The following is a 25,364-nucleotide window of genomic DNA, read 5'->3' as shown; positions in this document are numbered from 1 at the left end:
AAAGAAATGACTTTTATTTTGACAAAGTATCTACTAACATTTTTTCTTCATTGGTTAATAAATGGCTTTTTCTAAATGCAATACTGCCAGTGAAAAAAGGTTGTTGCTCATCTAATAAAGGTAAAACAATTATGTCTGAAGTTGTTGGCTTGACGATATCCGTTAAAATAGCAATACCTAAATTTTCTGAAATCATATTCATCAAAAAATGAATGTCGTTTGTTTTCATAAAGTATTTTGGTCGAAACCCAGCCTGTTGACTCATTTTTTTAATCGCTTGATTGTGAACAAAGCTGGAGTCTAGTGCCACAAATGGTTGTTTTTGTAAGTCTGAAAAATAAAGATGTGATTTTTGTGACAACGGATTATTTTTTGAAATATAAACACAAAAATTTGCGTGGACAAAAGGAATAATAAGTAGTTCATCTTCTTGCGGCGTATTTAAAGCACCCAATAAAGCGATATCTATTTCACCAGCCATGAGCGCTTGCTTTAGATAATTAGATCCGGCCTCATAAATGGCCATATGATTAATATTAAACTGACGATCAAATTCTCTGGCGGCTATTGCAATTTTAGTGAAATAAGCATTCTTGAGAATAGGTGGCAGTCCAATCGTTGTTGTTCGTGATTTTAAATGATCTAGCTCATGTGTTGCACTTTCTAATTCATTTAAAATTGACACGGTATGTTGATGTAGTTGTTCACCGGCTTGTGTAAATACTAATTCAGATTGTGTGCTACCTCTAATAACCAATTTAACTTGAAAAAATTTTTCCAAACGTTTAATGGCACTGCTAATAGATGGTTGGCTAATATTAAAATGTTTGGCCACTTTAGTAAAATTTTTTTTATTATATAACCCATTATAGTATTTAAAATCATTTATTTGCATGTGTATTTCCTTTAATGTCAACCATTTTTAAGAGACCCATAGTTTTTATTTATAACATGATAACAATTTGACTATAAACTATTGACACGAGTATAGTCAAGCATGTTGTTAAATAAATTACAAATATATGGAGGAACTACTGATGCACACAAAAGGATATGAGGTATTACGAAATCCCTTTTTGAACAAAGGGACTGGATTTACGTTATCAGAGCGCACGGCACTAGGCTTAACTGGCACATTGCCTAGTCAAGTACAAACCATTGATGAACAGGCTGAGCAAGCATACCAACAGTTCCAATCAAAGACAACGCCACTCGAAAAACGTATTTTCTTGATGACTCTCTTTAACGAAAACATCACTTTATTTTATCATTTGATGGCGCAGCATGTTACCGAATTCATGCCAATTGTTTATGATCCCGTTGTTGCGGATTCAATTGAACAGTACAATGAAATCTTTACAAATCCACAAAATGCGACATTTTTATCAGTAGATAGGCCAGAAGATATCAAAGAATCACTTATGAATGCAGCAGACGGCCGTGATATTAAATTAGTTGTGGTAACAGATGCTGAAGGCATTTTAGGCATGGGTGACTGGGGCGTCAATGGGGTTGATATTGCTGTTGGTAAATTAATGGTTTATACTGCAGCATCTGGTATCGACCCAGCCAATGTTTTGCCAATTAGTATTGATGCTGGTACAAACAACCAAACACTACTAGCAAACAAACGTTATCTCGGAAATAAGCATGTACGAATAGCAGGCGATGCCTATCTTGAATTTATTGATCAATTCGTGACAGCAGAACAAGAACTATTTCCAGAGTCATTACTGCATTGGGAAGACTTTGGCCGTGCAAACGCACAGGTAATTTTAGACAAGTATAAAAATAAAAGTGCCACCTTCAATGATGATATTCAAGGAACAGGCATGATCGTTTTGGCAGGTGTTTTTGGTGCATTAAATATTTCAAAAGAACGCCTTATTGATCAAACATTTGTAACATTTGGCGCTGGAACAGCCGGTATGGGCATTGTTAATCAAATTTTTACTGAATTACAAGAAGCAGGCTTATCCGTTGAAGAAGCTAAAAAACATTTTTACCTGGTTGACAAACAAGGCTTATTATTTGATGATATGTCAGATTTGACCGTTGCACAAAAGCCATTTGCACGCACGCGAGACGAATTTAGTCATGCGGAAAAACTCACAACATTGTCTGCAGTGGTTAAAGAAATAAAACCAACAGTTTTGATTGGTACATCAACGCAACCTGGTACATTCACAGAAGAAATTGTAAAGGAGATGGCAACACACACAGCGCGTCCCATTATTTTTCCTTTGTCAAATCCTACGAAACTCGCTGAAGCAACGGCAGAAAATTTAATTCAATGGACTGACGGTAAAGCATTAGTGGCTACAGGAATTCCTGCATCAAATGTTGAATACAAAGGTGTCACTTACCACATTGGGCAAGGTAACAATGCATTGATTTATCCTGGATTAGGGTTTGGTTTGGTAGTCTCAACTGCAAAATTGTTAACGCAAAAAACAATTTCAGCAGCTATTCATGCATTAGGTGGTTTAGTCGATTCGGATCAAGCAGGTGCAGCAGTATTGCCGCCCGTTTCAAATTTGACTGAGTTTTCGCAAAAAATTGCGGAAGTAACTGTACAAAGTGTGTTAGATCAGGATTTGAATCGTGAAAAAATCAGTGACGCTAAGCAAGCTGTGCGAGACGCTAAGTGGTCTGCGAATTATTGATAGGCTTGATTCTGAATTGATATAAAGAATCAAGCCTTTATTATGTCATGAAAACAGTATGGCAAGAATCATAGTTACAGTAACCATCAATCGTATCATGTGGTGCACTAAATGAAAGTTGTGTTGCGCAAGACCATGATAAATGGCCATTATTTGAAAAATTATTAATCCGGCCACTGAAAGTACTTGAAATAATCCAGTTGGCAGAAAAAAAGAAACTATGATAACTAAAGTAGTAGTTATTATTAGCATACTAGAAATTTTGTTGTTTTTAAAATCTTGAATTGCTGCTAATAACATTAATAAGGCGTATAAACAGATTATTATTTTGATTACTATCATTAAACATTCTCTTGTTCTTTCATTTCAAATTGTCATAATTAAAAATAATTATACACTATTTATTTTTAAAAAGTAGTTAATAATTCTAATTAAAGTGCATTAACAATTAAATCATTATTTCCTCTTGACTAATAGCATGTAATAAAATATGCTATAATTATTGCAAAATATCTAATTGAATTATAATTTGATGAAAAAGAGATAAAAATGAAACGAAGAATTGCTTTGTTGTCAGATGTTCATGGTAATACTACTGCCTTATCAGCTGTCGTAGCAGATCTCAAGAAAAGAAACGTTGATGACTGTTGGTTTTTAGGTGATTTAGTCCTGCCTGGACCAGGAAATAATGAGTTATTTGATTTGCTTAATAGTATTAATACATCAATCTATATTAAAGGTAATTGGGACGATTGTTTGCTTGAAGTCATCAAACAAAATGCTACTATTGACCTTAACGATGCATCTGATATTTATATTGGTATTTTAGCTAAGTATGTTTATAGGCACTTGTCGATGATTAACACGAATAAAATTAAGAATTTTGAAACCAGTACAACTCGGATAATAAATAATATGAAAATTAATATTTCTCATAATTCACCTCAGAAAAATTATGGATCAGAGTTACTTCCAGTCGCTGAAACAAGCAATTTTGATGCATTATTTGACGATTCTAGTTATGATATTGCTGTTTATGGTCATGTGCATCATCAATTGTTAAGGTATAGTAGCAAAGGCCAATTAGTGATTAATCCGGGCACAATCGGTGAACCATTCTTTACACATTCAAAATTGAACGACGATCGACGCGCACAATATGCAATTTTAGAAATAGACGAAATGGGTTTAGCAGATGTTGATTTCAGAAAGGTTACCTATAATCTTGATCAAGAAGTATCTTTAGCAACAAAGGTTGGATTACCTTATGCTGAATTATATTCAGCAATGATTTACGCTGGTCGTGCTTATACTCATAATCAAGAAATCTTGAGTGAAATCAATCAGACCCATAATTATTTAGATGAATTGCGGTCGTTTCTCAATTCGTTGCCCAGGGAGTAACGTTATGGAAAATAATTTTTTGTTTAAAAAATTTAAAACAACCGATAGTGATTTATATAATCAAACTATAAATTTGAGAAATGACATATTGCGAAAACCTTTAGGTAAGCAATATTTACAACATGACTTACTAATTGAAAAGAATAATCAATTTTATGGTATTTTATTAAGTCAAAAGCTGATTGCGACACTTTCAACTTATGAACTAGGTAAATCAACAATTAAGATTGTTTCCTTCGCTGTTGACTCAGATTTTCAGAAGCAAGGCATAGGGTCTTTATTGCTCAAACAAGTAATTGTCGACTATCAAAAAAGCGGTTATGACGAAGTAAATTTGACAGCCAGAGCTTCTGCTCATGAATTTTATCTCAAAAACGGATTTCATGATATTTCCGGTCCATTTAAAAATGATTATTTGAATATTACAGACTATGATATGCAATTTTTTATGAGATGAAAGTTGCGTTAGAAATAATTTTTGAGGGGGCAATTATATTCAAATTGCGACTGATTTTCTTTCTAGGTTTTTATCTAAAATAATATAGGTATGAACTTGTTCCTTTCAGCGTAAGATATACGTAGCTTAACCGACCAACCATAGAACAAATGAGTTCAAACGATTGATTTAGGCGCAATAATATTTCTAGTTAAAATTGCGGTTAGCCGGTGAGAAGAATTATTTTTAAAATGACTGGGCTATTGAATATTTTTCCCATTGTTCAGGGAGAAGCGTCATTTGCCAAAATCGTAATTCTTCTGCACTGCTATACACAAATTGTTGTAAAAGAATGTCTGATTGGATTTCATTGAAACGATTAGCCACCAAATCATCAAGCAACGCAATCATTTTATGAACATATTTTTGGAAATTTGAATCAGCGTAAGATTCTATAAAGTCAATATAGATTTGTTCTGAACCCTGTAAATAATTTTTGCGTGCTAACATTTCTTCAAATATTTCTAAATATAGCCATGGGCAGGGTAATAATGCTGATAAAGCATGAATTTCATTGTACTCATTAAATGCATGATGCATATGGCAAATGTAATGGTATGTTGTTGGTAACATGTGCGTTTCATGAATATTTTTTTCTGTGATATTAAGTTGTTTATAAATGTTTTTTTGCTGCGTCACATCATAATCGTTGATTGCTAAGATACCTGACTGTAATTCTTGAATAATTTTATTATCGTCTGTAGTTGATAGTATTTTATCATAAATTGCAAGATAGTTTTGAACATAAAAATTATCTTGTAAAAGATAGGCCTTGAAGGCTGATAAGGGTAATGTACCGTTTTCAATGCCTTTAATAAAAGGATGATTTTTACTGGATTGCCAAAGTTCTTTTGTTTCCTCATGTGCTAATTCACTAAATTTCATTGTATTATTCTCCATCTTTATTTTTTATAAAATATCAGAAAAAAGCCCAACTCTAATTGAGCTGGGCTTGAGACAAAAGTTGAAAATGAAATCTCCAATCAAAAAAATGATACTTTTTTGATGAATCAATTTATAAACATCTTCCTTCGTCAGTGTTAACTAAATCAGGTTCAATGGGTATGATCTCAGCTCAAGGCACCCCAGATATCTTACTTTTATAGTTTATCACATATATTAAAAATGTGAGTTAGTTATTTTAAAAAGTGATTTTTTTCTTCTGAATAAGCAAAATTTTTTAACATTGCTTATAAATTGGACTACCAGATAGGAAATATAAAAAATCAATTCTGTCACAAAAATGCACGGTGTCTTGCCATCGCCATATAATTTAAGTTCTTCGAGAGAAAAGATTGTGTTGAAAGATTCTTTATACAACTCTATCAAGTGGTAGGGTGTCAAATTAATTGATTATCGTGACATAGTATACGCTTATTCCCAAGAATGAGCGTATACTATGGTTTTCATGGGCTAACTTTTTTCTTTTGAGCTTCTAAAAATTGGACGTTAACTTACTTTATTGTTGGTACTGAGAGTGTACGCTGTTGAGAAAATAATCATCATGTTTCTCCAATTAAGCCAAAGTGACTAAAGTGTTCTTTAAGATACGTCAGGGTTAGACTGATAGGATTTTTAACTAACTGACTTGGTTCACCGCTAGCCATTAACTGCCCACCAGTTGATCCGCCTTTGGGTCCTAAATCAATCATGTAATCTGCGTTAGTCATCAAATCAAGATCATGGGTAATGATGATGACAGTGGCGCCTTTTTCTTTTAGTTTGTTAATTACACCAAGTAAGGTTTGCACATCTTGTGGGTGCAGCCCGACAGAAGGTTCGTCAAAGACAAAGAGGGTATTATTTTGTGTCTTATTTAAATGATTAACTAATTTCAATCTTTGTGCTTCGCCACCAGATAAACTTGGTGTGGTTTCACCTAAATGTAAATAATCTAAACCAATTTCACTGAGTAATATTAACTGTTTTTCGATATTGGGCACATCTTTAAAGACCATTAGGGCCTCTTTAACTGATAAGTTCAGTAAATCAACAATATTGTAGCCATGCCAACGAATCTGTTGAATGTCATCTTTATATCGTGCACCGTGACAATAAGGGCAAGTTTCTTCCATATCTGGGAGGTATTGAATATCTAAGGTGATTGTCCCAACACCACCACAATGTTCACAGGCACCTTGTTTATTGTTGTATGAAAAATAAGCAAGACCATAATTTTTGGATTTAGATTCTGGCAAATCAGCAAAAATACGTCTTAAGTTATCCATAATTGACGTATAAGTTGCTAAACTTGAACGCGAATTTTTACCAATCGGTTTTGCATCGACACTCACGACATTGGTTAAAGTAGTCGTTAATTTTTTTACCTGAGATGGTAATGTTCGCTTTTCATTCAGTGCTTTTACAGCAGGGACTAAGGTATCCAAAATTAAGCTAGTTTTACCAGCGCCCGAAAAGCCAGTGACAGCTGTAATTTTATTGCCAGGTATTGTTACAGCAATGTCATGAAGATTAAAGTATTGATCGACTTCTAAGTGCGTTGTTAAGTTATTGGCATGTTTTGCAGTAACGACCTTATCATGCATGATAGTTGCTTTTCCTGAGATATAAGGGCCGATTAATGATTTTGAATTGTTAACTAATTCTTTTGGTGAACCTTCAGCGATAATATTACCGCCAGCATCACCAGAGCCAGGACCAACTTCAATTACCCAATCGGCAGCTTCAATAATAGCAACTTCATGGTCAACGACAACCAATGAATTGCCCTGATCAATCAGTTTTCTAAACACATTAATTAAGCCTTTAACATTATCGGGGTGCAAGCCAATTGATGGTTCATCTAACACATACAAAACACCTATTGTTTCAGTTCGAATTGTTCTGGCCAACTGGAGACGCTGTAATTCTCCAGTTGATAGGGTGTTGCCATTGCGAGACAGTGTTAAGTAATCTAAACCTAATTCAATTAAAGGACGCAAGGTGTCGGTTAAATTTTGAAATAAAACAGTCGCCATAGCTTGCATGTCTTGTGGTAACTTAGGTTTTGTTTGCTTTTCCCAATGAGATAAAGTTCCTAGCGAAAGTGCTGATACTTCAGCAACATTTAAACCACCGACTAGTTGCGTTAATAATTTCTGATTTAATCGTGTGCCATGACAAGTCGGACACACTGAGAAATGAAAAAACTGATTAATTTTGCTAATTGCGCGCTCACTTTTGACAGTTTTAAGCGAATCATATACTGCTTCATAAGCATTTTCATATAAGGTTTTGTCGGTATGAAACACGCGTCCAGTTGCTGTTCTAAAGTCAACTGGATACTGTTTTTTTTCACCATGTAAGACAATGTTTTTTTCATGATCTGATAATTCTTTATACGGCACATCAATGCGGACCCCAAGTGTTGCTGCTACTGTAGGCATAAAATTACGCCCTGGTAAATGCCAAGAAGCAACCGCACCGTCGGCCAAACTAAGGTTTTCATCACCAATTAGTTTCGTGATATCTAATTCTCGTACGTGACCTGTACCATGACATTCAGTACAAGCACCACCAGAATTAAAGGCAAAGTCTTCAGCTGATTTTGCCATAAATTCAACATCACAAACAGGGCAAGTAATAATACCCATTCGGCTATCTACACCACCAGGCAAATCCATGGCTTGCGCAATTTTCAGGCTCGGATCTACGCGATGACCATTTGGACATACCGTTGATCCTAAACGTGAAAATATCAGTCTGACGACATTAAATAATTCACTCATTGAGCCCACAGTCGACCGCTCAGATGGCAGATTGGGTCTTTGACGTAAGGCAATTGCCGAAGGAATATGTTTTACTTCCTGCACCTGAGACCTTTTGCTTTGACTGATGCGGCGCCTAGTATAGGTAGATAATGCCTCCAAATAACGACGTGAGCCTTCAGAATATAAAATACCCATAGCTAAAGAACTTTTCCCTGATCCTGATGGGCCTGAAATAGCCACAAATTGATTAAGCGGTATGTTGACATTAATATTTTTTAAGTTGTGGACGTTACCACCACGGACTTCAATTTGTTTAATATTACTTTTTTTTGCAGCCATAGTACTTTTATGATGCCTCCTATATGTTTAATTTAATTAGCAAATATTGGTTGCTAAAAACGATTCCCTTAAACTTTGATATGATTTATTGCTGATGGATTATCATATTAATCAGCAAGACTTAATAACATATTAAACTATGCCGTTTGGACACAGTCAATAGTAACTGTCCTTTACTTATTGACTGTGACGTCACGGTACAATTTGATTTAATAATTGGCGTACTTTTAGAAAAGAAGGTACACCTTTCTACTGTGATCATTTAAGATTAAGAAAAGAATTAATAGTACCTCCCACAAGAAACAATTCATTCTAATAAGTGCTTATAATTAGTATACAGGAGAATACAGATGATGATTTACGATATCAAAAAGAAGCGGCGGGTTGGTGGGGTTCATTTCAAAACTTTTTGTTATGCCTTTTTTATTTAATACGCGCTTATTTTTAATAAAATTGGTAATATTTTTTGGTCACAAAGTTAATATTTATTTCATTTTTTTTGGATATAATAGAATTATGTAATACTATAAATTATACAAAACCGAGGGTCATAAAATGATAGATGAATATGTGAAGCCTAACTTATCCTATAAAACAGATTTTGGCAATATAAAATATAATATTGTGGGGCGCGGTGAGCCCTTAATTTTGGTTCACGGAACACCATGGTCATCATATAATTGGCGTAAAATAATTCCAGCATTAAGTGATTGGTTTACTGTCTATTATTACGATTTATTAGGTTACGGCGAATCAGAAAAAAATGTAACTAACGTTTCTTTAGGCATACAAAATCAAATTTTATCTCAATTAATTAAACACTGGCATCTTATCAATCCTAAAATTGTGGGTCATGATTTTGGTGGCGCTACCGTTTTAAGAACACATTTACTTAACAAAGTAGCATTTGAGAAAATTTTACTTATTGATCCAGTTGCTTTATCACCGTGGGGTTCGCCGTTCTTCGAACATGTAACTTTGAATGAGTCGGCTTTCAAGTTTTTACCAAATTATATTCATGATGCTGTTCTTGAGAAGTATGTCGCTGGTGCCACTTATAACAAAATGGATTTAAAAACATTAGAAAATATCAAAAAACCTTGGACAAGTGAAGCGGGCAAAAAAGCTTTTTATCAACAAATAGCGCAATCGAACCAAAAATATACCGATGAAATTGAAGCGATGTACAACTCTATTAAGACACCGGTTCTTTTGCTATGGGGCGAGCAGGATCAGTGGATTCCTATAGTGCACGGAAAAAAACTCAATCAAATGATACCAAATTCTACCTTTATTGCAATCAAAAATGCTGGACACTTAGTCCAAGAAGATGAGCCCGCACTAGTTTTGTCTTATATTCTTAAATATTTTAAAAAACAGATTAATAGGTCCCAACAAAAAATAATTTAAAAAGGCGATCTAAAAAGACCGCCTTTTTATTTGGCTAACCATGTTGTTTATGCCAAGCCTTTATTTGAGCAAGTCGATCTTTAAAACGGCGTTCATTGCCTTGTATAGTTGGCAGATAATATTCATGTCCTGCAACAGAGGGTGGCATGGTGCTCATCGTGGTTAGTTTATCTTTTGCATGATGAGCTAATTCATAATCTTTCCCATAACCTAAGTCTTTCATTAGCTTAGTCGGCGCATTACGTATTTGTAGTGGGACAGGATCGTTAGCTGTTTGCTTAACATCTTTAGCAGCCGCGAGCCTAGCTTTATAAATAGCATTTGATTTTGGTGCAAGGGACAAGTAAGTTACGGCCTCAACTAGATGAATATCGCACTCAGGCATACCGATAAATTGGCATGCCTGAAAAACATTAACTGCAATATTGAGCGCATTGGTATCTGCTAAACCGACATCTTCACTCGCAAATCTGATTAAGCGTCTGGCAATGTATAATGGGTCTTCACCACCTTCAAGCATACGTGAAAGCCAGTAGATTGCAGCATCAACATCGCTATTGCGCATTGATTTATGTAGTGCTGAGATAATGTTATAGTGTTCTTCACCACTTTTATCGTATAATACAAATTTTTTAGTAATTAACTGACTTAAATTATCGATGGTGACTGTGATCACATCATCAGTTTTTTCACCGTTAAGTATTGCCATTTCTAATGTGTTTAAAGCCATTCTGGCATCACCATCTGAAAAATTAGCAATGGCTTGAATTTCATCATGGCCGATCTTAATTGTTTGTTTACCAAAACCATTGGGGTTGCTTAATGCATTTTCAATTAACGTGATAATATCAGCGTGTTTCAATGCCTGAAGAACAAATACTTTGCAACGCGATAGTAAGGCAGAATTAACCTCAAATGAGGGATTTTCTGTTGTTGCACCAATTAGAATAATGCTGCCTTTCTCAACATAAGGCAAGAAAGCATCCTGTTGTGCCTTGTTGAAACGGTGGATTTCGTCTACAAAAACTGTTGTTTGTTGCCCAATTTCACGATCTAACTCAGCTTGTTTCATAATTTTTTTGATTTGGCTGATACTACTATCAACGGCGCTAAAACTCAAAAAATTAGATTTTGTTCTTCGGGCAATAATTTCTGCTAGTGTTGTCTTGCCAACGCCCGGTGGCCCCCAGAAAATCATTGACGACACTTGATCATTTTCAATGATTTCTCTTAGTATTTTGCCATCACCCAATAACTGTTGTTGTCCAACAAACTGATCTAAATTTTGTGGTCGCACACGACTAGCTAAGGGGGTCTTTTGGAATTGGCTAGAGAAAAGAGATTCTTGCTTCATAAAACACCTGACTTTCGAGTTTATAGTAACACCATGCTATAATCAATATTAAACTATAACGTCATGTTAAAGTCAACGAAAGGACCTCCTATACTAAAAACAAGTGACATGGTAAGGTTGGCCAATATCACGCGTCGCACACGCATATTTTATGATAAACAAGCCACTTTTAAACCAATTGAAAAAAGCGAAGCTGGGTATCGCTATTATGACTACAATCAAATTTATGGCAAATAAATGCTGGTGATACAATTATTGAAACTGGTGCTTCTAAATATGGCTGGGACACGCTGTTATTAACAAGCTAATTTTAGAAATGACATGATGAAAAGTTACTAGTTGACGATGACGTGATTGTGCAGGAGAAAAAATGACAATAGAAGCAGGAATATTTACAAATTTAAAACCTCAAAATTCAAAGTTAATTACTTTTGGTTTTCAAAAAAAAGATAATTTTTTTGAATACACAACAAATATACCCGAGACTAATTTTGCAGTAATCATTATTGTTAATGCAACAGGAGAGGTCACCGGTAAAATAATCGATACTGATTATCATGCTGAATATACGAACTTCCGAGTTGAAAATAATTTAGGCTCTTTTGCGGCAAGTATCAAAGAAAAGTATGTCGCTTTATTGCAAAATATTGCCAAAAATTGTTTTAGCTACGCGCCAACAACTACAGGCGCAAAGTGGCTTGTGCCAGCTAATCCAAACTATTTTGACTTAGAAAAAGCATTTTCTGAGAATGAAACAATTATTTGGAAGCAAACCACACATATTAAAGAGAATGATGTGGTTTACCTGTATGTTACCGCACCGGTTTCAGCCATTATCTACAAATGTTTAGTTGTCAAAGTAAACCAGTCTTATCCTTATCGCGATAAAAATATTGCGATGAAGTATGTCATGCATATACATTTAATGACAAAATACGATAAGCAAGCATATACACTCGAAACATTAAAAAAATACGGTGTAACCTCTGTTAGGGGCCCACGATATGTACCAGATACATTAGGTGCGTTGTTAAAATAATAAGCATTTGATAAACCTATTAAATCACTTCAAGTTGGTGTTGGGCAAAAGTAAGAATTATGACTACTCAAAATCATTTTGACAAATCTGTCAAAATTCGTTACACTTGTGACATAATTAAATAATATACTGGGGGCGCCAAATGGCTGAGAAGTACCCTTTGAACCTGAGATGGATAATACCAGCGGAGGAAAGTGATTTATGATACGTTTAAACGCAATTTTTAGAGCACCTTTTGTCCGCTGGCAAAAGTGCTTTTTTTGTGGAGGTAAAGCATGGATTTAACAGAAGTTAATCAACAAATTGAGACACAACAGGATGAGTTATTAGATTTAGTGAAAAATCTGGTTGCTTTTGAAACACCAGCGCCGCCAGCACGAAACACGCGTGAGGCCCAAAATTTTGTTGCTGATTTTTTACGGCCTTTGGGATTTGATATTGACCAGTGGGAATTATATGATCATGACGATATCGTAGTTGGTACCAAAGCTGGCGATTCTGCATATCAAAGTTTGATTGTTAATGGCCATATGGATGTTGCTGCGTTAAATCCGGATGAAAAGTGGCATTTTTCACCTTTTGATGCCGTGGTTCATGATAAACGAATCATTGGGCGTGGTGTATCAGATATGAAAGGCGGTTTGGCAGCTGCTTTATTCGCATTAAAAATTTTGCATGATCAAAACATCGCCTTGCCTGGTAAAATACTATTTGAATCAGTGATTGGTGAGGAGGTTGGTGAGGCCGGTACGAAATCAACAATTGAACATGGCTATACAGCAGATTTTGCACTTGTAACAGATTCAAGTGATTTAGAAATCCAAGGGCAGGGTGGTGTTATTACAGGTTGGATTACGATTAAAAGTGACAAAACTTACCATGATGGCTTGCGTCGTGAAATGATCCATGCTGGTGGCGGTTTAAGAGCGGCGAGTGCCATTGAAAAAATGGCAAAGTTAATCATTGGTTTGCAGGAATTGGAACGTGACTGGGCAGTGAACAAAGTTTATCCTGGTTTTCCTGCTGGCACGAATACGATTAATCCTGCAGTAATTTCAGGTGGTCGAAATGCAGCATTCATCGCTGATGAGGCACGTTTGTGGATAACAGTTCACTTTTATCCAAATGAAACCTATCAATCTGTCACACAAGAAATCGAATCATTTGTAACCCGATTAGCACAGTCAGATCCATGGTTGCGAGACCACTTACCCACTTTTGAGTGGGGCGGCAATTCGATGATTGAAGACAGAGGCGAAATATTTCCGGCACTCGAAGTAGATAAAAATCATCCCGCAGTTCAAACATTGCTAAACGCGCACCTAGCTGTTTTTGAAACGAAAACAAAAATTTCTGTTTCAACAAGTGTCACGGATGGTGGTTGGTTTGGTGACGCACACATTTCCGCTGCCATATACGGGCCAGGTGACTTACGTCATGCACACGCAGTTGATGAAAGTATTTCAGTTGAACGTTTAGTGCAATATAGTCAATCTTTAGCACAGTTTATTGTGAATTGGACACAGACCAAAAAGGAGTAAAAATGGGATTTAGTCAAGAAATCATCACAGAAATTGACAATATTTGGCAAGCTAATCTAAATCATCCATTTGTGCAAGAAATCGGTGCTGGTACGTTACCCATCAAAAAATTCAAATATTATATGATACAAGATTATGTATATCTGATAGATTATGCTAAAATGTTTGCCCTAGGTGCTCTCAAAAGCACTGATTTGACAACCATGACACAGTTTTCAAAAATTTTACAGTCAACTTTAACTGAAGAAATGGCATTACATCGGCAGTATGCTGCGCAATTTAATATTGACGAAGGGACATTAGCCTCTGCAGAACCATCACCGACAACATTGGCATACACAAATTATCTACTATCAGTTGCTCAGATTGGCGGACAAGCAGAACTCCTGGCTGCACTCTTACCTTGTATGTGGGGATATGAGACAATTGGTAAAAGTTTAGCTCATTCGCCAGGTGCCAAACATGCGCTTTACGGTGAGTGGATTGCGATGTATAGTTCATCTGAGTTTAGTGCCTTGACTGAGTGGTTAATTCAAAAATTTGATACGTTAACAACACAACAAACATCTGTTCAACGTACACACTTAACAAACATTTTTAAAAATTCGTTGCGTTATGAAGTGCTTTTTTGGGAAATGGCTTATCAAGAAGAAAAGTGGCTGGTTTAGTTTTGGGTCACTGCTTTTAACCATCTTTATTGATCGAATAATTGGTCAATGCTATATCATTAGTCCTTCATTTTCGTGCGTTTTTTTTTTGAACTTTTATAATGATTTTTGTGCGCAAACTTTCATGGCGTAACTGAAAGCGTTAGTTTCTTAAAATTTTGACTGAGAAATTTTCATGTAAAAGATCTGTCTTGTTTTATAATTTTTCAAATCCCTTGCAATATGGGTGTGATGGTGTACAATTAAATCTGCAATGTAAACGCTTACAATATTCAGGAGGCGATCGTTTTATGGAGAAGAAAAAGGAAGCTGCGCCACTATTAACGCAATTTCTAATTTTTAGTAGTATTCTACTGGTGGCTAATATTTTATCAATTGGTATTTCATTGGTGTTACCCGGATTTCCTGTACCAACACCATTAGTTGGTTTAATATTATTATTTATTGCTTTAGTGAGTGGCCTTGTTAAGTTAGAACAAGTAGAAAGCCTGTCAACAAATTTAATTGGCTTGATTGGCTTGTTATTTGTACCTTCAGGAATTTCGCTTGCCAGTTCGCTAACTTTATTTAAACAAGAAGGCATTAAAATTATTGCAGTAGTGATTATTTCAACTATCGTTCTTTTACTGTCAGTTGCGTATACATCACAACTAGTGGCGAAAATTAGTGATAAAACCCATCACAAATTATAGGTTGTTAGGAGTAGCTATATGTTATCTTTTTTAAGCACACCATTTTGGGGCATTTTTTTAACGATTGCCGTTTATTGGATTGGCCAACAGCTATTCAAGAAGTATCCAATTTTTATATTTCAACCCTTGTTTATCGGCATGGTACTGGGTATTTTAATCTTGATTGGCTTATCTAGCTTATTACAGCAACCTGTCACATCACTTTATCAACAGTATAAAGTTGGGGGTGATTTCATCTTTTGGTTTTTGAGTCCAGCAACAATGGCGTTTGCGGTCCCACTATACAAACGTCGTGATTTAGTGAAACAGTATTGGCTACGCATTTTTACTTCTTTGTTCGTTGGATTAACAATAGCGTTGTTTCTTATTTTTACCATTTCACGTCTATTTGGTTTATCAAAAATTGCAACGATCGCTATGTTGCCCCAAGCGGCAACAACGGCAATCGCATTACCAATTTCTTCTGTCATTGCAGGTGGTGGCCAAATGGGCACAACGGCCGCATCCATTACAGCGATGGCAGTCATTGTTAATGCTGTTGTCATTTATGCTTTGGGTAGCCAACTGATCAAATGGTTTAAGTTAGATAAAGATCCGATAGGATTAGGATTATCATTTGGTACAGCTGGACATACCATTGGTTCGGCAAAGGCCATAGAAGTTGGTGAGGTAGAGGGTGCTATGGCTTCTATTTCAATGGTAGTTATTGGCTTAATTGTTGATTTAATTGTGCCAACATTTGCAAAATTAATGGGACTGATGTAATTCGTATCATTTTTAGCTATAAAACTGACTATTTTTTAGCGAATAACAATCACTTGATATGATACAATAATTAGGCTATAATTAAAATAGTGATAAAGTAAGCGTTTACAAAAACTATATTTATTTTAGGAGAGTATTAAAATGTCAGATAAGAAAATATCAGCTGGGTTAGCAGCTTTGAAAGTTATGGAAGGCTGGGGTGTTGACACAATGTACGGCATTCCCTCCGGCACATTAAGTGGTTTGATGAATGCGATGGGAAATCCTGAAAACAACATCAAATTCTTACAAGTTAAACATGAAGAAGTCGGTGCAATGGCAGCTGTCATGCAATGGAAGTTTGGCGGTAAATTGGGTGTTGCAGTTGGCTCAGGTGGCCCTGGTGCGACGCATTTGATCAACGGTTTATATGACGCAGCGATGGATCACACGCCGGTATTAGCTATTTTGGGATCTAAACCAGTTCGTGAGTTAAACATGGATTCATTCCAAGAATTAAATCAAAATCCAATGTATGAAAGCATTGCTGTTTACAACCGCCGTGTAGCTACTGCAGAGCAGTTACCTCATTTGGTTGATGACGCAATTCGGACAGCAATTTCAAAGCGTGGCGTTGCAGTACTTGAAGTCCCTGCTGATTTTGGATTTTCAGAAATTGATGCAGATTCACTTTATTCATCACCATTATATTCGTCAGGTTTAAAGTATAAAGAATATAAATCAGCGCCTGTTGACGAAACGGATATCGATGAAGCCGTTGACATACTAAACCAAGCAAAGCGTCCAATCATCTACGCTGGTGTTGGTACGATGGGACATGGTCCTGCCGTTCAAGAATTGGCGCGTAAGATCAAGGCGCCTATTATTACAACCGGTAAGAACTTTGAAACGTTTGACTGGGATTTTGAAGCCTTTACAGGTTCAACATTCCGTGTTGGCTGGAAACCAGCTAATGAAGCCATTCTTGAAGCAGATACTGTATTATTTGTCGGAACAAACTTCCCATTTTCAGAGGTTGAAGGGACATTCCGAAATGTTAATAAGTTCATTCAAATTGATAATAATCCAGCAATGCTAGGTAAACGTCATCAAAATGATGTTGCTATCCTAGGAGATGCTGGTGATGCCATTAATGAGATTCTTGCTAAGGTTTCGCCAGTTAATGAATCATCTTGGTGGCATGCCAATATTAAAAACGTACAAAACTGGCGTGATTACATGAATAAGCTTGAACAAAAAACTGAAGGCGAACTTCAAGCTTACCAAGTTTATCATGCAATTAATAAGTATGCAGCAAAAGATGCCATTTTCTCAACTGACGTTGGTAATGTGACGCAAATGTCCATACGTCACTTACACATGACACCTAAAAACATGTGGCGTACATCACCACTGTTTGCAACAATGGGTATTGGTTTACCAGGCGGTATTGGTGCTAAGAATACGTATCCAGATCGTCAAGTTTGGAACTTAATGGGTGATGGTGCCTTCTCAATGACGTATCCAGATGTTGTCACAAATGTCCGCTACGACTTACCTGTTATCAACGTCGTGTTCACAAATACAGAATATGGTTTTATCAAGAACAAGTATGAGGACACCAACACATACAACTTTGGTGTTGATTTTACTGATGTTGATTATGCAAAGATTGCCGAAGCACAAGGTGCGGTTGGTTTAACCGTAAGGCGTATTGAAGATATTGATCGTGTCATGAAGGAAGCAGTCGACTACAACAATCAGGGACGTGTTGTTGTTATTGATGCAAAGATCACGAAGGATCGTCCAATTCCTGTGGAAACATTGAAGCTTGATACAGAATTGTACAGTGAAGCGGTTGTTAATGCTTACAAAACACGCTATGAAGCACAGGAATTAGTCCCATTCCGTGAATTCCTTGAAGCTGAGGGCCTAACTTCAAAGTATATTAAAGATACGACTGATAATAAATATAGTTTTTAAATATTTGGAATCGTCATTATGTACTACAACCAATAGCTTAGATAGTATAAAATCTATCTCAGTTATTGGTTTTTTTATATTCAGAGGATATAGCTGTTATTTTACGCTTCTGAAATGGCAAACAGAAATCAGTCCTAGTATATTTCGGCCTTGTATTGGCATGAGGATATATTTGAAATACCTGACAATGGTAAACTTGTTTGCAGTACTAGATTGGGCTACAGTTTCATATTGAACCCCGACATAGCGAAGTCGCTTAATATTTTTTACATTGTGAAATAATATTTGTGTAAGCGTTGTCAACCTAATAAAATAAGCTATTTACTCGTAGAAAGTTTGTGAAATATTAAAGAAAATGTTATACTGAAAGTAATAAGTAGCGCTACTTATATGAAGAAAAGAATGGAGGATTATATTATGATTTGGTCATTAATCGTTGGCGCCATTATTGGCGCAGTTGCAGGCGCAATTACGAATCGCGGTGAATCTATGGGGTGGATTAGTAATATTATTGCCGGTCTTGTTGGATCAGCAATTGGACAGGGAATTCTTGGTCATTGGGGTCCTAGTCTTGCTGGTATGGCAATTATTCCATCAATCATCGGGGCGGTTATTCTTGTCTTAATTGTATCAGCTATTTTTGGTATTCGAGCAAATCGTTAACGCAACTAAGTAAAGAGGTGTGATATGAAAAAATGGCGAAAAGCCCTGCTGAGTTTGCTTAGCATAGGTTATTTGATCGGATTAGCAATCATGCTTTGGCCACGTATCATTGTGACTATAATGACTGTTTTAGAACGTATGAATCTTAATATCACCATTAACAGTCAAACAATTGTTGAATACTATGGTATGACACTCATCGTGATCACTATAATTATTCTTTTAGGAATATTATTGGCACCTTCACAGAAGGCAGATATCCCATTGAGTCATACCAAGCGCGGTCGACTAGCATTAAGTAATAATGGTGTCAGTCACTTTATCCAAACACAATTATCGGGTGAAGGGTTATCGAACATCAAAGTAACGATTAAAAATACACGGCATCAAAAACGATTTCATATTGTAGCAGACTCAGTATATCAGCAATATGCGATTACGGAATTACCCAGATTAACAAACACTTTAACAGATAAAATAACAGATTTATTGGCAGGCGTTAATACGGTTCCCATTAAAGTCGATATGAAGATCAATCAGGCAACCAGTGGCAAGCGTAAAGCCGCACGGGTTATCTAGTAGTTTGGAGTGTAAAAATGATTAACAAAAACAATATCTCAATGTTTTGGATTACCGGTGGCATTGGTTTTGTTCTAGCAACTTTGATAATGACTGTTGGTTTTCTAAGCACAATTTTTATCATCGTAGTAACGTTAGCTGCTGCTTTTGGTGGCTATTTACTGGAAAAAAATAATATTGATTTATCGCATATAGCTGAAAATTGGCTACGAAAAAATCAACGTTAAACAAATTTGGAGGAAATGATAATGGTTACAGAAAACAAAAAGACACAGCGTTCAGACATGACGGTACCTAAGGGTGAATTGACATTTAATGACAAAGTGATTCAAAAAGTTGTTGGCTATGCGATTGAAAATGTTCCTGGTTTGCTAGGCGTTGATGGTGGTTTTATAGCTAATATTAAAAATAAACTTGTCAACAGTGATAATCCTGTTGATGGCATTGCAGTAGAAGTTGGTAAAGAACAGGTGGCTGTTGACCTAAACGTTATTATGGCTTATGGAAACAATGCCCACGATATTTATAAAGCTTTGACTGAAGTGATTACCAAGCAATTGACAGACATAACAAGTTTAGAGTTGGTTGAACTCAATGTTGAAGTGATTGATATTCAAACAAAAGCAGAATTTGATGCTGATCAAGTGTCATTGCAAGATCGTGTGACCGATGCTGGCAATACAATTAAAGAAAAAACATCGGATGGCGTTAATACTGTCAAAGAAACGGCGTCAAAAGTTAAAAATGATGACGATGTACGCGTTGTATAAATATAAAAATAAAACCTTAGTTTTGAGCCTTTTTACTATATCTTTATGACATGTGTTGCAGTACTTTCAAAAACTTGAAAAAAGTATGAACTAACAAATTGGTCGATATGAAGCCGGTATTTAACCGGGCGCATGTCGACCAATTTTGTTTTAATATTTATTATATATTACTAAAATGTACGAGAATTAATGAAATGATAGCTAGTATGGTTGAAAAGATCGTGATAATTCAGGTCTCCTTTGTCAATATGTGTTTGGTACACAAATAACATTGATCGATGTAAAAATTAGTGCTGGTGAACCATACAGCAATTGAAGTGATAATAAATATTAATTTTACGATCAATAGAAAAAATAAAAGTGCTAATTTTGACGGAATAGGTCTATACTTAAGTTATTTTTAGGAGGCTGAATATGTATAAAATACGCAGATTTTTAAATGACGATGCTGATGAAGTTGCAGAATTGATTTCTAGGACGATGCGGACAACCAACATTCAAGATTATTCGCTTGAATTTATTGAAAATGACTTAAATCAACTACAAGCCACAAATTTAATTGAACGGGCCAAAGAATTTCATTGTTATGTCCTTGAAAATTCTGAAGACACTCATATTATTGGTGTTGGTTCAATTGGTCCATTTTGGGGCAGTAAAATAGAAAGCAGTCTTTTTAATATTTTTATTGATCCTGATTTTCAAGGGTATGGCTTAGGAAGGAAAATAATTAACATTTTAGAAAATGACGAATTTTTTTTACGAGCCTCACGAATTGAAATACCAGCATCTAAAACAGCATTAAATTTTTATAAGAGAATGGGATATGATTTTAAGAACGGTATAAGCAAAGTTGATTCAGAACAACTATATCGTTTGGAAAAATTTAATACTAAAGCAGGTTGATGTGAATCACTAAAAAATTTAAATTTTTTCATCATAAAAGCCAATCGTTTAGTTAGTGACCGTGCTTGATTATAGTATTTGTTTACTATCACAAGTTGTCCTGCATGATCTGCTAACCATTCCTTACCGACTATCATTTTCAATTTATTTGTATTCCGTAGACATAATAATTCGCAACAACTTCCTGAAAAAACCATCAGTCATTCACTCACAGTGTTAACCGCTTGGCATGACAATAAATTAATTGTATTATTTTGGCATAATATCGATCAATGTGACATAATTTTCTAGTTGTGTCGTTTTTATTGTAACTGTAAGAAGTATTTAAATCTACTGTGTTTGGCTTTGAGTAACTATAATCGGGAGTTAGATAAAATGATAGCGTCCACAAACGACCCAGAAAATCCTTGAACTGTTTCATGACATTATATTCCAATTGATTTGACAGTTCTCCGTTGCTGATTGTGATTAATAATTGCTTGTAAATAGTATTGATAGAAACAATCAAATCTTAAAAAAGTCTATACTAAATTGACATACTATTAAGTCATTTGACCTATCAAAGTTTGGCCGATACAATGTATACAATAGCTTGCTTTAGTTGATTCAAGCGTTGGAGGAATTATGATAGATACTGAATATAAGGGTATTAAATACACAAGTGTTGGCAATGGCACAGCAATTTTATTCATTCATGGTATGTTTTTAGACAAAACCACAACACAAGGTTTTTTTGAAAACAACTCAAATTTAAGTCAATTTAGGCGTATCTATATAGATCTTCCTGGTATGGGCGACTCTATACCAATTATTGAAGTTTCTTCTGACGCAATTTTGAAGACGCTTATATCATTTATTAATCATATTATTGGATCGAATCAATTCATTATTTACGGACATTCTTACGGTGGATACTTAGCGCAAGCAATCGCACATCATTATCAGAATCAAGTCATAGGCGTTTTAATCACTTGTCCTGTTGTTATTGCAAACAAAGACAAAAGAATACTTGAAGAACATAAAAATGAATTCATTAACAAACCACAACCAGAAAAAAATGACTCGTTTTTACAAGATTTTACAGAAATGAATGTCATCATCAATCAAACAAGTTGGCTAGCCTATCAAAAACTTATTTTACCGGGATTAAAAAAAGCAAATGTTGCGTTCATTAATCGCTTAGAAGAAGAGGGGTATACCTTGTCTTCTGAAAGAAAATTAACTGAATTTGGTAATGATACTCATGTTTATGTGTTACTTGGGCATCACGATCATGTGGTTGGCTACAAACAACAATTTAAGTTATTTTCAACCAATGAAAAAAGCACCGTTGCACTGATTGCGCATGCTGGACACAACTTGATGATTGATCAACCTGAAATTGTTCATTTTTACCTGAATCAATTAATTAAAAATACTGTTAGATAGGTTTGATATAATCATAGTGGTAGGGTCACGGCCGTTTTTTTCTCGGTTCGTTTTCCTATTAAGGCTTTTAATTTTTTACGATGATAACTAAATTATTTATTAGATTCTATGAGACAGACTCAGGTGGTTTAGCAATAGAAAGGAGAGGCATATGACTAACAATAAACCAAGGCTGTTCATCTTGCGACTATTTGCGTCGATTATCGGAACCGTGATTATTGCTTTTGGAATTGTTTTTTTTCGTTTAGCAAATATGGGAATTGATCCAGCTACATCAGCAGATGTTGGCATATCAAATACATTTCATTGGCCTTTGGGGAACTATCAGTTGGCGTTTAATGCACTATTGTTTTTGGTGATTCTATTTTTTGATCGCACACAATTTGGAATCGGAACAATTATCAATATGTCATTACCTGGTTACATCGTTGCTTATTTCACGCCAAAACTTGGTGCCATAAATGAGCATTGGTTTGGAGATGTTTCTTATTCTGATGGCATACTTTTATTTATTATTGGTATGCTCTTATTTTCATTCGGAATTGGTGTTTATACGAGTACCAATTTAGGTGTTTCTCCATATGATTCAGTTGCACCATTATTTGATAAAAATAAATGGGCCAGCTACCGAGTAACACGTTCGATTCAAGATTTGTCTTTTTTTATAATTTCTTTAATATTTGGTGGACCACTTGGTATAGGCACGTTAGTGATCGCTACCTTAACCGGCTATATTGTGCAGTATTGGCGTCAGCTATTTAAAAAAATTACACGCAAACTAGCATTTCAATGACGGCATTGTGACAACTAACCATACTCCTGTATCTGCAATTGCTTCAGGTAAATATGATCAAATCATGGCAAACAGAATAACTAGTGCTGAGTTAGCTGGTAATGACGGTAAACTAGATAGTATGTTCAAGCAATGTGGAAAAAAATGTCCTGTGTTTTAAAATAGTCAGTAATTGATAAGAAGTATTTGAAGTTGCAAGACTTACCTATCTTTTCTCAGATATAAAAAATACAGCAAATTAGTTGACAATTAAACAAACTGCATTTAGAATTTACTTATAAATAGTAAGTAAAAGGAGACAAGATGGCAGCGAAAAAAGAAGTATTATTTGGTTTAGACACATTCGGTGATATACCGAAAGATAACACTGGTAAGTTAATGACCTATGCTGGTGCTTTGAAGCAAGTTGTTAAAGAAATTGAACTGGCGGACGCAGTCGGTGTTGATGTTGTTGCATTAGGAGAGCATCATCGTGAGGAATTTGCTATTTCAAGTCCCGAAGTAGTTCTGGCTTCTGTTGCAACGCACACGAAGCGAATTAAACTGGCATCAGGTGTAACTGTTCTAAGTTCTGATGATCCGGTTCGCGTTTTTGAACGCTTTGCAACATTGGATGGCTTATCAGACGGTAGAGCGCAAGTAATATTGGGTCGTGGCTCATTTACGGAGTCTTTCCCACTATTTGGATTTGACCTAAAGGACTATGATGCCTTGTTTGAAGAAAAAATTGCGTTATTTTCAAAACTACTTGAAGAAAAAGAATTTAGTTGGGAAGGTCATTTCACCCAATCATTAGTGAATACGAATGTGTTTCCAAAAACCGCTTCATCTTCTCTCGATACGTGGGTGGGAGTCGGTGGATCGCCTGAATCAATCATTCGCGCTGCACGCTATCAATTTCCAGTCATGTTAGCAATCATCGGCGGATCACCTGAAAACTTTAAGTCATATGTCGCATTATATCAGCAAGCCTTAAAAAAATTTGGCTTTCCTGTCAATAAAGTTGGTATGCATTCACATGGTTTCATTGCAGATACACAAGAAGAAGCAGTTGAAATTGCATGGTCAAATATTAAACTATCATTTGACAAAATCGGGGTTACTAGAGGTTGGGCCCCAATGTCTAGAGAACAGTTTGAAAATGAAATGCAATATGGCTCAATGTATGTCGGCACACCAGAAGTAGTCGCCAAAAAAATTGCAAATTCAATTATCACTTTAAATGTCGACCGTTTTGATTTAGTTTATGGTGCTGGCGAGCAAACGACATCAGCACGCGAACATATGATCAAACTTTATGGAGAAAAAGTCATACCTCGTGTCAAAGCAATACTTTTGGAGAATTCACATGAACATTAATACTGTTGGCATTCTAGGTGCTGGTAAAGTTGGTATGGTACTTGCGCAATTAGCTGTTCGTGCAGGATATAAAGTGTTAATAGCAGGATCTGGTTCTGAAAAAAAAATTGCATTAACCGTCGATGTTTTAGCACCAGGCGCACTAGCAGTTGATGCAAAGTCAATGGCAGACGGAGTCGATATAGTTATCTTGGCTCTACCACTGGGTAAGTATAAAACCATTGATAAAGACAGTCTAAAAGAAATACTCGTTATTGATGCCATGAATTATTGGTGGGAGGTAGATGGCTTACGAACAGACCTTACCAATCCAATGCAGTCTTCTAGTGAATTGATTCAAAAATATTTATCCAAAAGTCATGTTGTAAAGGCTTTCAATCACATGGGATATCATAACTTGTCTGATGAATCAAAAATGAACGAAAAGTTTGAGCGCAAAGCAATAGCTATTGCTGGTGATAGCGTAAATGACGTGCAAGCGGTCGCATATTTTGTCGATAGTCTTGGGTTTGATCCATTGTTTATTGGACCGTTATCGAACGGCATTAAGTTAGAACCAGGTAGTGAGGCTTTTGGTGCAAATGTCGATAAATATACGCTGCAGAAAATTATTGCAGGATTCAGCAGTACAGCACATGGACAGAATATTTTAAAAGCACGAAACAACGGGCATTAATGTTTTAGACCAACTATATTTTTGATTACGCTAATTTAGATAGATGTGTATTATCAAGTACCAGTTTCATGTTGGTGACATGTGTTCTGTTAAGTTCCAAAAATTAATTATGTGCCAAATTGGATAGTGAGTTGACGGTATGACATC

The 25,364-nt window shown here is 35.7% G+C and carries 23 protein-coding genes and 2 riboswitches; of the genes, 19 read left to right on the top strand and 4 right to left on the bottom strand.

Annotated elements, in window-relative coordinates; translation table 11 throughout:
• Positions 1 to 13 precede the first annotated feature (13 nt).
• A complete protein-coding gene (locus tag AB3K24_RS05230; protein WP_367974141.1) occupies positions 14 to 895 on the bottom strand; it encodes a LysR family transcriptional regulator in 882 nt (293 codons plus the stop codon).
• A 127-nt stretch (positions 896 to 1,022) separates the two neighbouring features.
• Here AB3K24_RS05230 and AB3K24_RS05225 point away from each other — a divergent pair, with 127 nt between their 5' ends.
• The 3 genes from AB3K24_RS05225 to AB3K24_RS05215 all read left to right on the top strand — a co-directional run bounded on the left by AB3K24_RS05225 (position 1,023) and on the right by AB3K24_RS05215 (position 4,527).
• A complete protein-coding gene (locus tag AB3K24_RS05225) occupies positions 1,023 to 2,666 on the top strand; it encodes a malolactic enzyme (protein WP_367974140.1) in 1,644 nt (547 codons plus the stop codon).
• A 549-nt stretch (positions 2,667 to 3,215) separates the two neighbouring features.
• Entirely contained in the window at positions 3,216 to 4,070 is an 855-nt protein-coding gene (locus tag AB3K24_RS05220) for a metallophosphoesterase family protein (protein WP_367974139.1), read from the top strand.
• 4 nt (positions 4,071 to 4,074) lie between these two features.
• Positions 4,075 to 4,527, top strand: coding sequence for a GNAT family N-acetyltransferase (locus AB3K24_RS05215; protein WP_367974138.1), 453 nt, complete (start codon positions 4,075 to 4,077; stop codon positions 4,525 to 4,527).
• A 225-nt stretch (positions 4,528 to 4,752) separates the two neighbouring features.
• On the opposite strand, the gene AB3K24_RS05210 is transcribed toward AB3K24_RS05215, so the two are convergent.
• Both AB3K24_RS05210 and AB3K24_RS05205 read right to left on the bottom strand, forming a co-directional pair.
• Positions 4,753 to 5,451 (bottom strand): thiaminase II/PqqC family protein, encoded by a 699-nt coding sequence (locus tag AB3K24_RS05210; protein ID WP_367974137.1) that lies wholly within the window; start codon positions 5,449 to 5,451, stop codon positions 4,753 to 4,755.
• Between the two features lie 124 nt (positions 5,452 to 5,575).
• A riboswitch (TPP riboswitch) is annotated at positions 5,576 to 5,664 on the bottom strand.
• Between the two features lie 404 nt (positions 5,665 to 6,068).
• Complete coding sequence (locus AB3K24_RS05205; protein WP_367974136.1) at positions 6,069 to 8,615, bottom strand: AAA family ATPase; 2,547 nt, start codon at positions 8,613 to 8,615, stop codon at positions 6,069 to 6,071.
• Positions 8,616 to 9,170: 555 nt separating this feature from the next.
• On the opposite strand from AB3K24_RS05205, the gene AB3K24_RS05200 reads away from it, so the two are divergent.
• A complete protein-coding gene (locus AB3K24_RS05200) occupies positions 9,171 to 10,025 on the top strand; it encodes an alpha/beta fold hydrolase (protein ID WP_367974135.1) in 855 nt (284 codons plus the stop codon).
• A 34-nt stretch (positions 10,026 to 10,059) separates the two neighbouring features.
• Here the strand turns inward: AB3K24_RS05200 and AB3K24_RS05195 are convergent, their stop codons facing one another.
• Positions 10,060 to 11,379 carry a replication-associated recombination protein A gene (locus tag AB3K24_RS05195; RefSeq protein ID WP_367974134.1) on the bottom strand — a complete coding sequence of 440 codons (1,320 nt, stop codon included), beginning with the start codon at positions 11,377 to 11,379 and terminating at the stop codon, positions 10,060 to 10,062.
• 370 nt (positions 11,380 to 11,749) lie between these two features.
• On the opposite strand from AB3K24_RS05195, the gene AB3K24_RS05190 reads away from it, so the two are divergent.
• The 15 genes from AB3K24_RS05190 to AB3K24_RS05120 all read left to right on the top strand — a co-directional run bounded on the left by AB3K24_RS05190 (position 11,750) and on the right by AB3K24_RS05120 (position 25,217).
• The gene (locus AB3K24_RS05190; protein ID WP_367974133.1) at positions 11,750 to 12,418 is read left to right on the top strand and encodes an MmcQ protein; all 669 of its coding nucleotides are present in this window, start codon (positions 11,750 to 11,752) and stop codon (positions 12,416 to 12,418) included.
• Between the two features lie 121 nt (positions 12,419 to 12,539).
• A riboswitch (TPP riboswitch) is annotated at positions 12,540 to 12,628 on the top strand.
• A gap of 65 nt (positions 12,629 to 12,693) precedes the next feature.
• On the top strand, positions 12,694 to 13,959 hold the full coding sequence (locus tag AB3K24_RS05185; RefSeq protein WP_367974132.1) for an acetylornithine deacetylase: 1,266 nt from the start codon (positions 12,694 to 12,696) through the stop codon (positions 13,957 to 13,959).
• Positions 13,960 to 13,961: 2 nt separating this feature from the next.
• Entirely contained in the window at positions 13,962 to 14,627 is a 666-nt protein-coding gene (tenA, locus tag AB3K24_RS05180; protein ID WP_367974131.1) for a thiaminase II, read from the top strand.
• Between the two features lie 290 nt (positions 14,628 to 14,917).
• Positions 14,918 to 15,319 carry a CidA/LrgA family protein gene (locus AB3K24_RS05175; RefSeq protein WP_367974130.1) on the top strand — a complete coding sequence of 134 codons (402 nt, stop codon included), beginning with the start codon at positions 14,918 to 14,920 and terminating at the stop codon, positions 15,317 to 15,319.
• An 18-nt stretch (positions 15,320 to 15,337) separates the two neighbouring features.
• Complete coding sequence (locus tag AB3K24_RS05170; RefSeq protein WP_367974129.1) at positions 15,338 to 16,084, top strand: LrgB family protein; 747 nt, start codon at positions 15,338 to 15,340, stop codon at positions 16,082 to 16,084.
• A gap of 141 nt (positions 16,085 to 16,225) precedes the next feature.
• Positions 16,226 to 18,046 (top strand): pyruvate oxidase, encoded by a 1,821-nt coding sequence (gene spxB, locus AB3K24_RS05165; RefSeq protein ID WP_367974128.1) that lies wholly within the window; start codon positions 16,226 to 16,228, stop codon positions 18,044 to 18,046.
• A 417-nt stretch (positions 18,047 to 18,463) separates the two neighbouring features.
• Positions 18,464 to 18,709, top strand: coding sequence for a GlsB/YeaQ/YmgE family stress response membrane protein (locus AB3K24_RS05160; protein WP_367974127.1), 246 nt, complete (start codon positions 18,464 to 18,466; stop codon positions 18,707 to 18,709).
• A gap of 24 nt (positions 18,710 to 18,733) precedes the next feature.
• The gene (gene amaP / locus AB3K24_RS05155) at positions 18,734 to 19,288 is read left to right on the top strand and encodes an alkaline shock response membrane anchor protein AmaP (RefSeq protein ID WP_367974126.1); all 555 of its coding nucleotides are present in this window, start codon (positions 18,734 to 18,736) and stop codon (positions 19,286 to 19,288) included.
• 17 nt (positions 19,289 to 19,305) lie between these two features.
• The gene (locus tag AB3K24_RS05150) at positions 19,306 to 19,515 is read left to right on the top strand and encodes a DUF2273 domain-containing protein (protein ID WP_367974125.1); all 210 of its coding nucleotides are present in this window, start codon (positions 19,306 to 19,308) and stop codon (positions 19,513 to 19,515) included.
• A gap of 21 nt (positions 19,516 to 19,536) precedes the next feature.
• Positions 19,537 to 20,058, top strand: coding sequence for an Asp23/Gls24 family envelope stress response protein (locus AB3K24_RS05145; protein WP_367974124.1), 522 nt, complete (start codon positions 19,537 to 19,539; stop codon positions 20,056 to 20,058).
• Between the two features lie 414 nt (positions 20,059 to 20,472).
• Entirely contained in the window at positions 20,473 to 20,961 is a 489-nt protein-coding gene (locus AB3K24_RS05140) for a GNAT family N-acetyltransferase (protein WP_367974123.1), read from the top strand.
• Positions 20,962 to 21,585: 624 nt separating this feature from the next.
• Positions 21,586 to 22,389, top strand: coding sequence for an alpha/beta fold hydrolase (locus tag AB3K24_RS05135; protein WP_367974122.1), 804 nt, complete (start codon positions 21,586 to 21,588; stop codon positions 22,387 to 22,389).
• A 151-nt stretch (positions 22,390 to 22,540) separates the two neighbouring features.
• Positions 22,541 to 23,182: a YczE/YyaS/YitT family protein gene (locus AB3K24_RS05130; RefSeq protein WP_367974121.1), complete on the top strand. Its 642-nt coding sequence runs from the start codon at positions 22,541 to 22,543 to the stop codon at positions 23,180 to 23,182.
• Between the two features lie 303 nt (positions 23,183 to 23,485).
• Positions 23,486 to 24,541: an Atu2307/SP_0267 family LLM class monooxygenase gene (locus AB3K24_RS05125; protein ID WP_367974120.1), complete on the top strand. Its 1,056-nt coding sequence runs from the start codon at positions 23,486 to 23,488 to the stop codon at positions 24,539 to 24,541.
• Positions 24,531 to 25,217: an NADPH-dependent F420 reductase gene (locus tag AB3K24_RS05120; protein WP_367974119.1), complete on the top strand. Its 687-nt coding sequence runs from the start codon at positions 24,531 to 24,533 to the stop codon at positions 25,215 to 25,217. The genes AB3K24_RS05125 and AB3K24_RS05120 overlap by 11 nt, the downstream gene beginning before the upstream one ends.
• Positions 25,218 to 25,364 lie beyond the last annotated feature (147 nt).

Source organism: Leuconostoc aquikimchii, from assembly GCF_040838325.1.
Taxonomy (GTDB): Bacteria; Bacillota; Bacilli; order Lactobacillales; family Lactobacillaceae; genus Leuconostoc; species Leuconostoc aquikimchii.
Note: the sequence above shows the minus strand (reverse complement) of the source record. Positions and strands in the feature narration are given on the sequence as shown.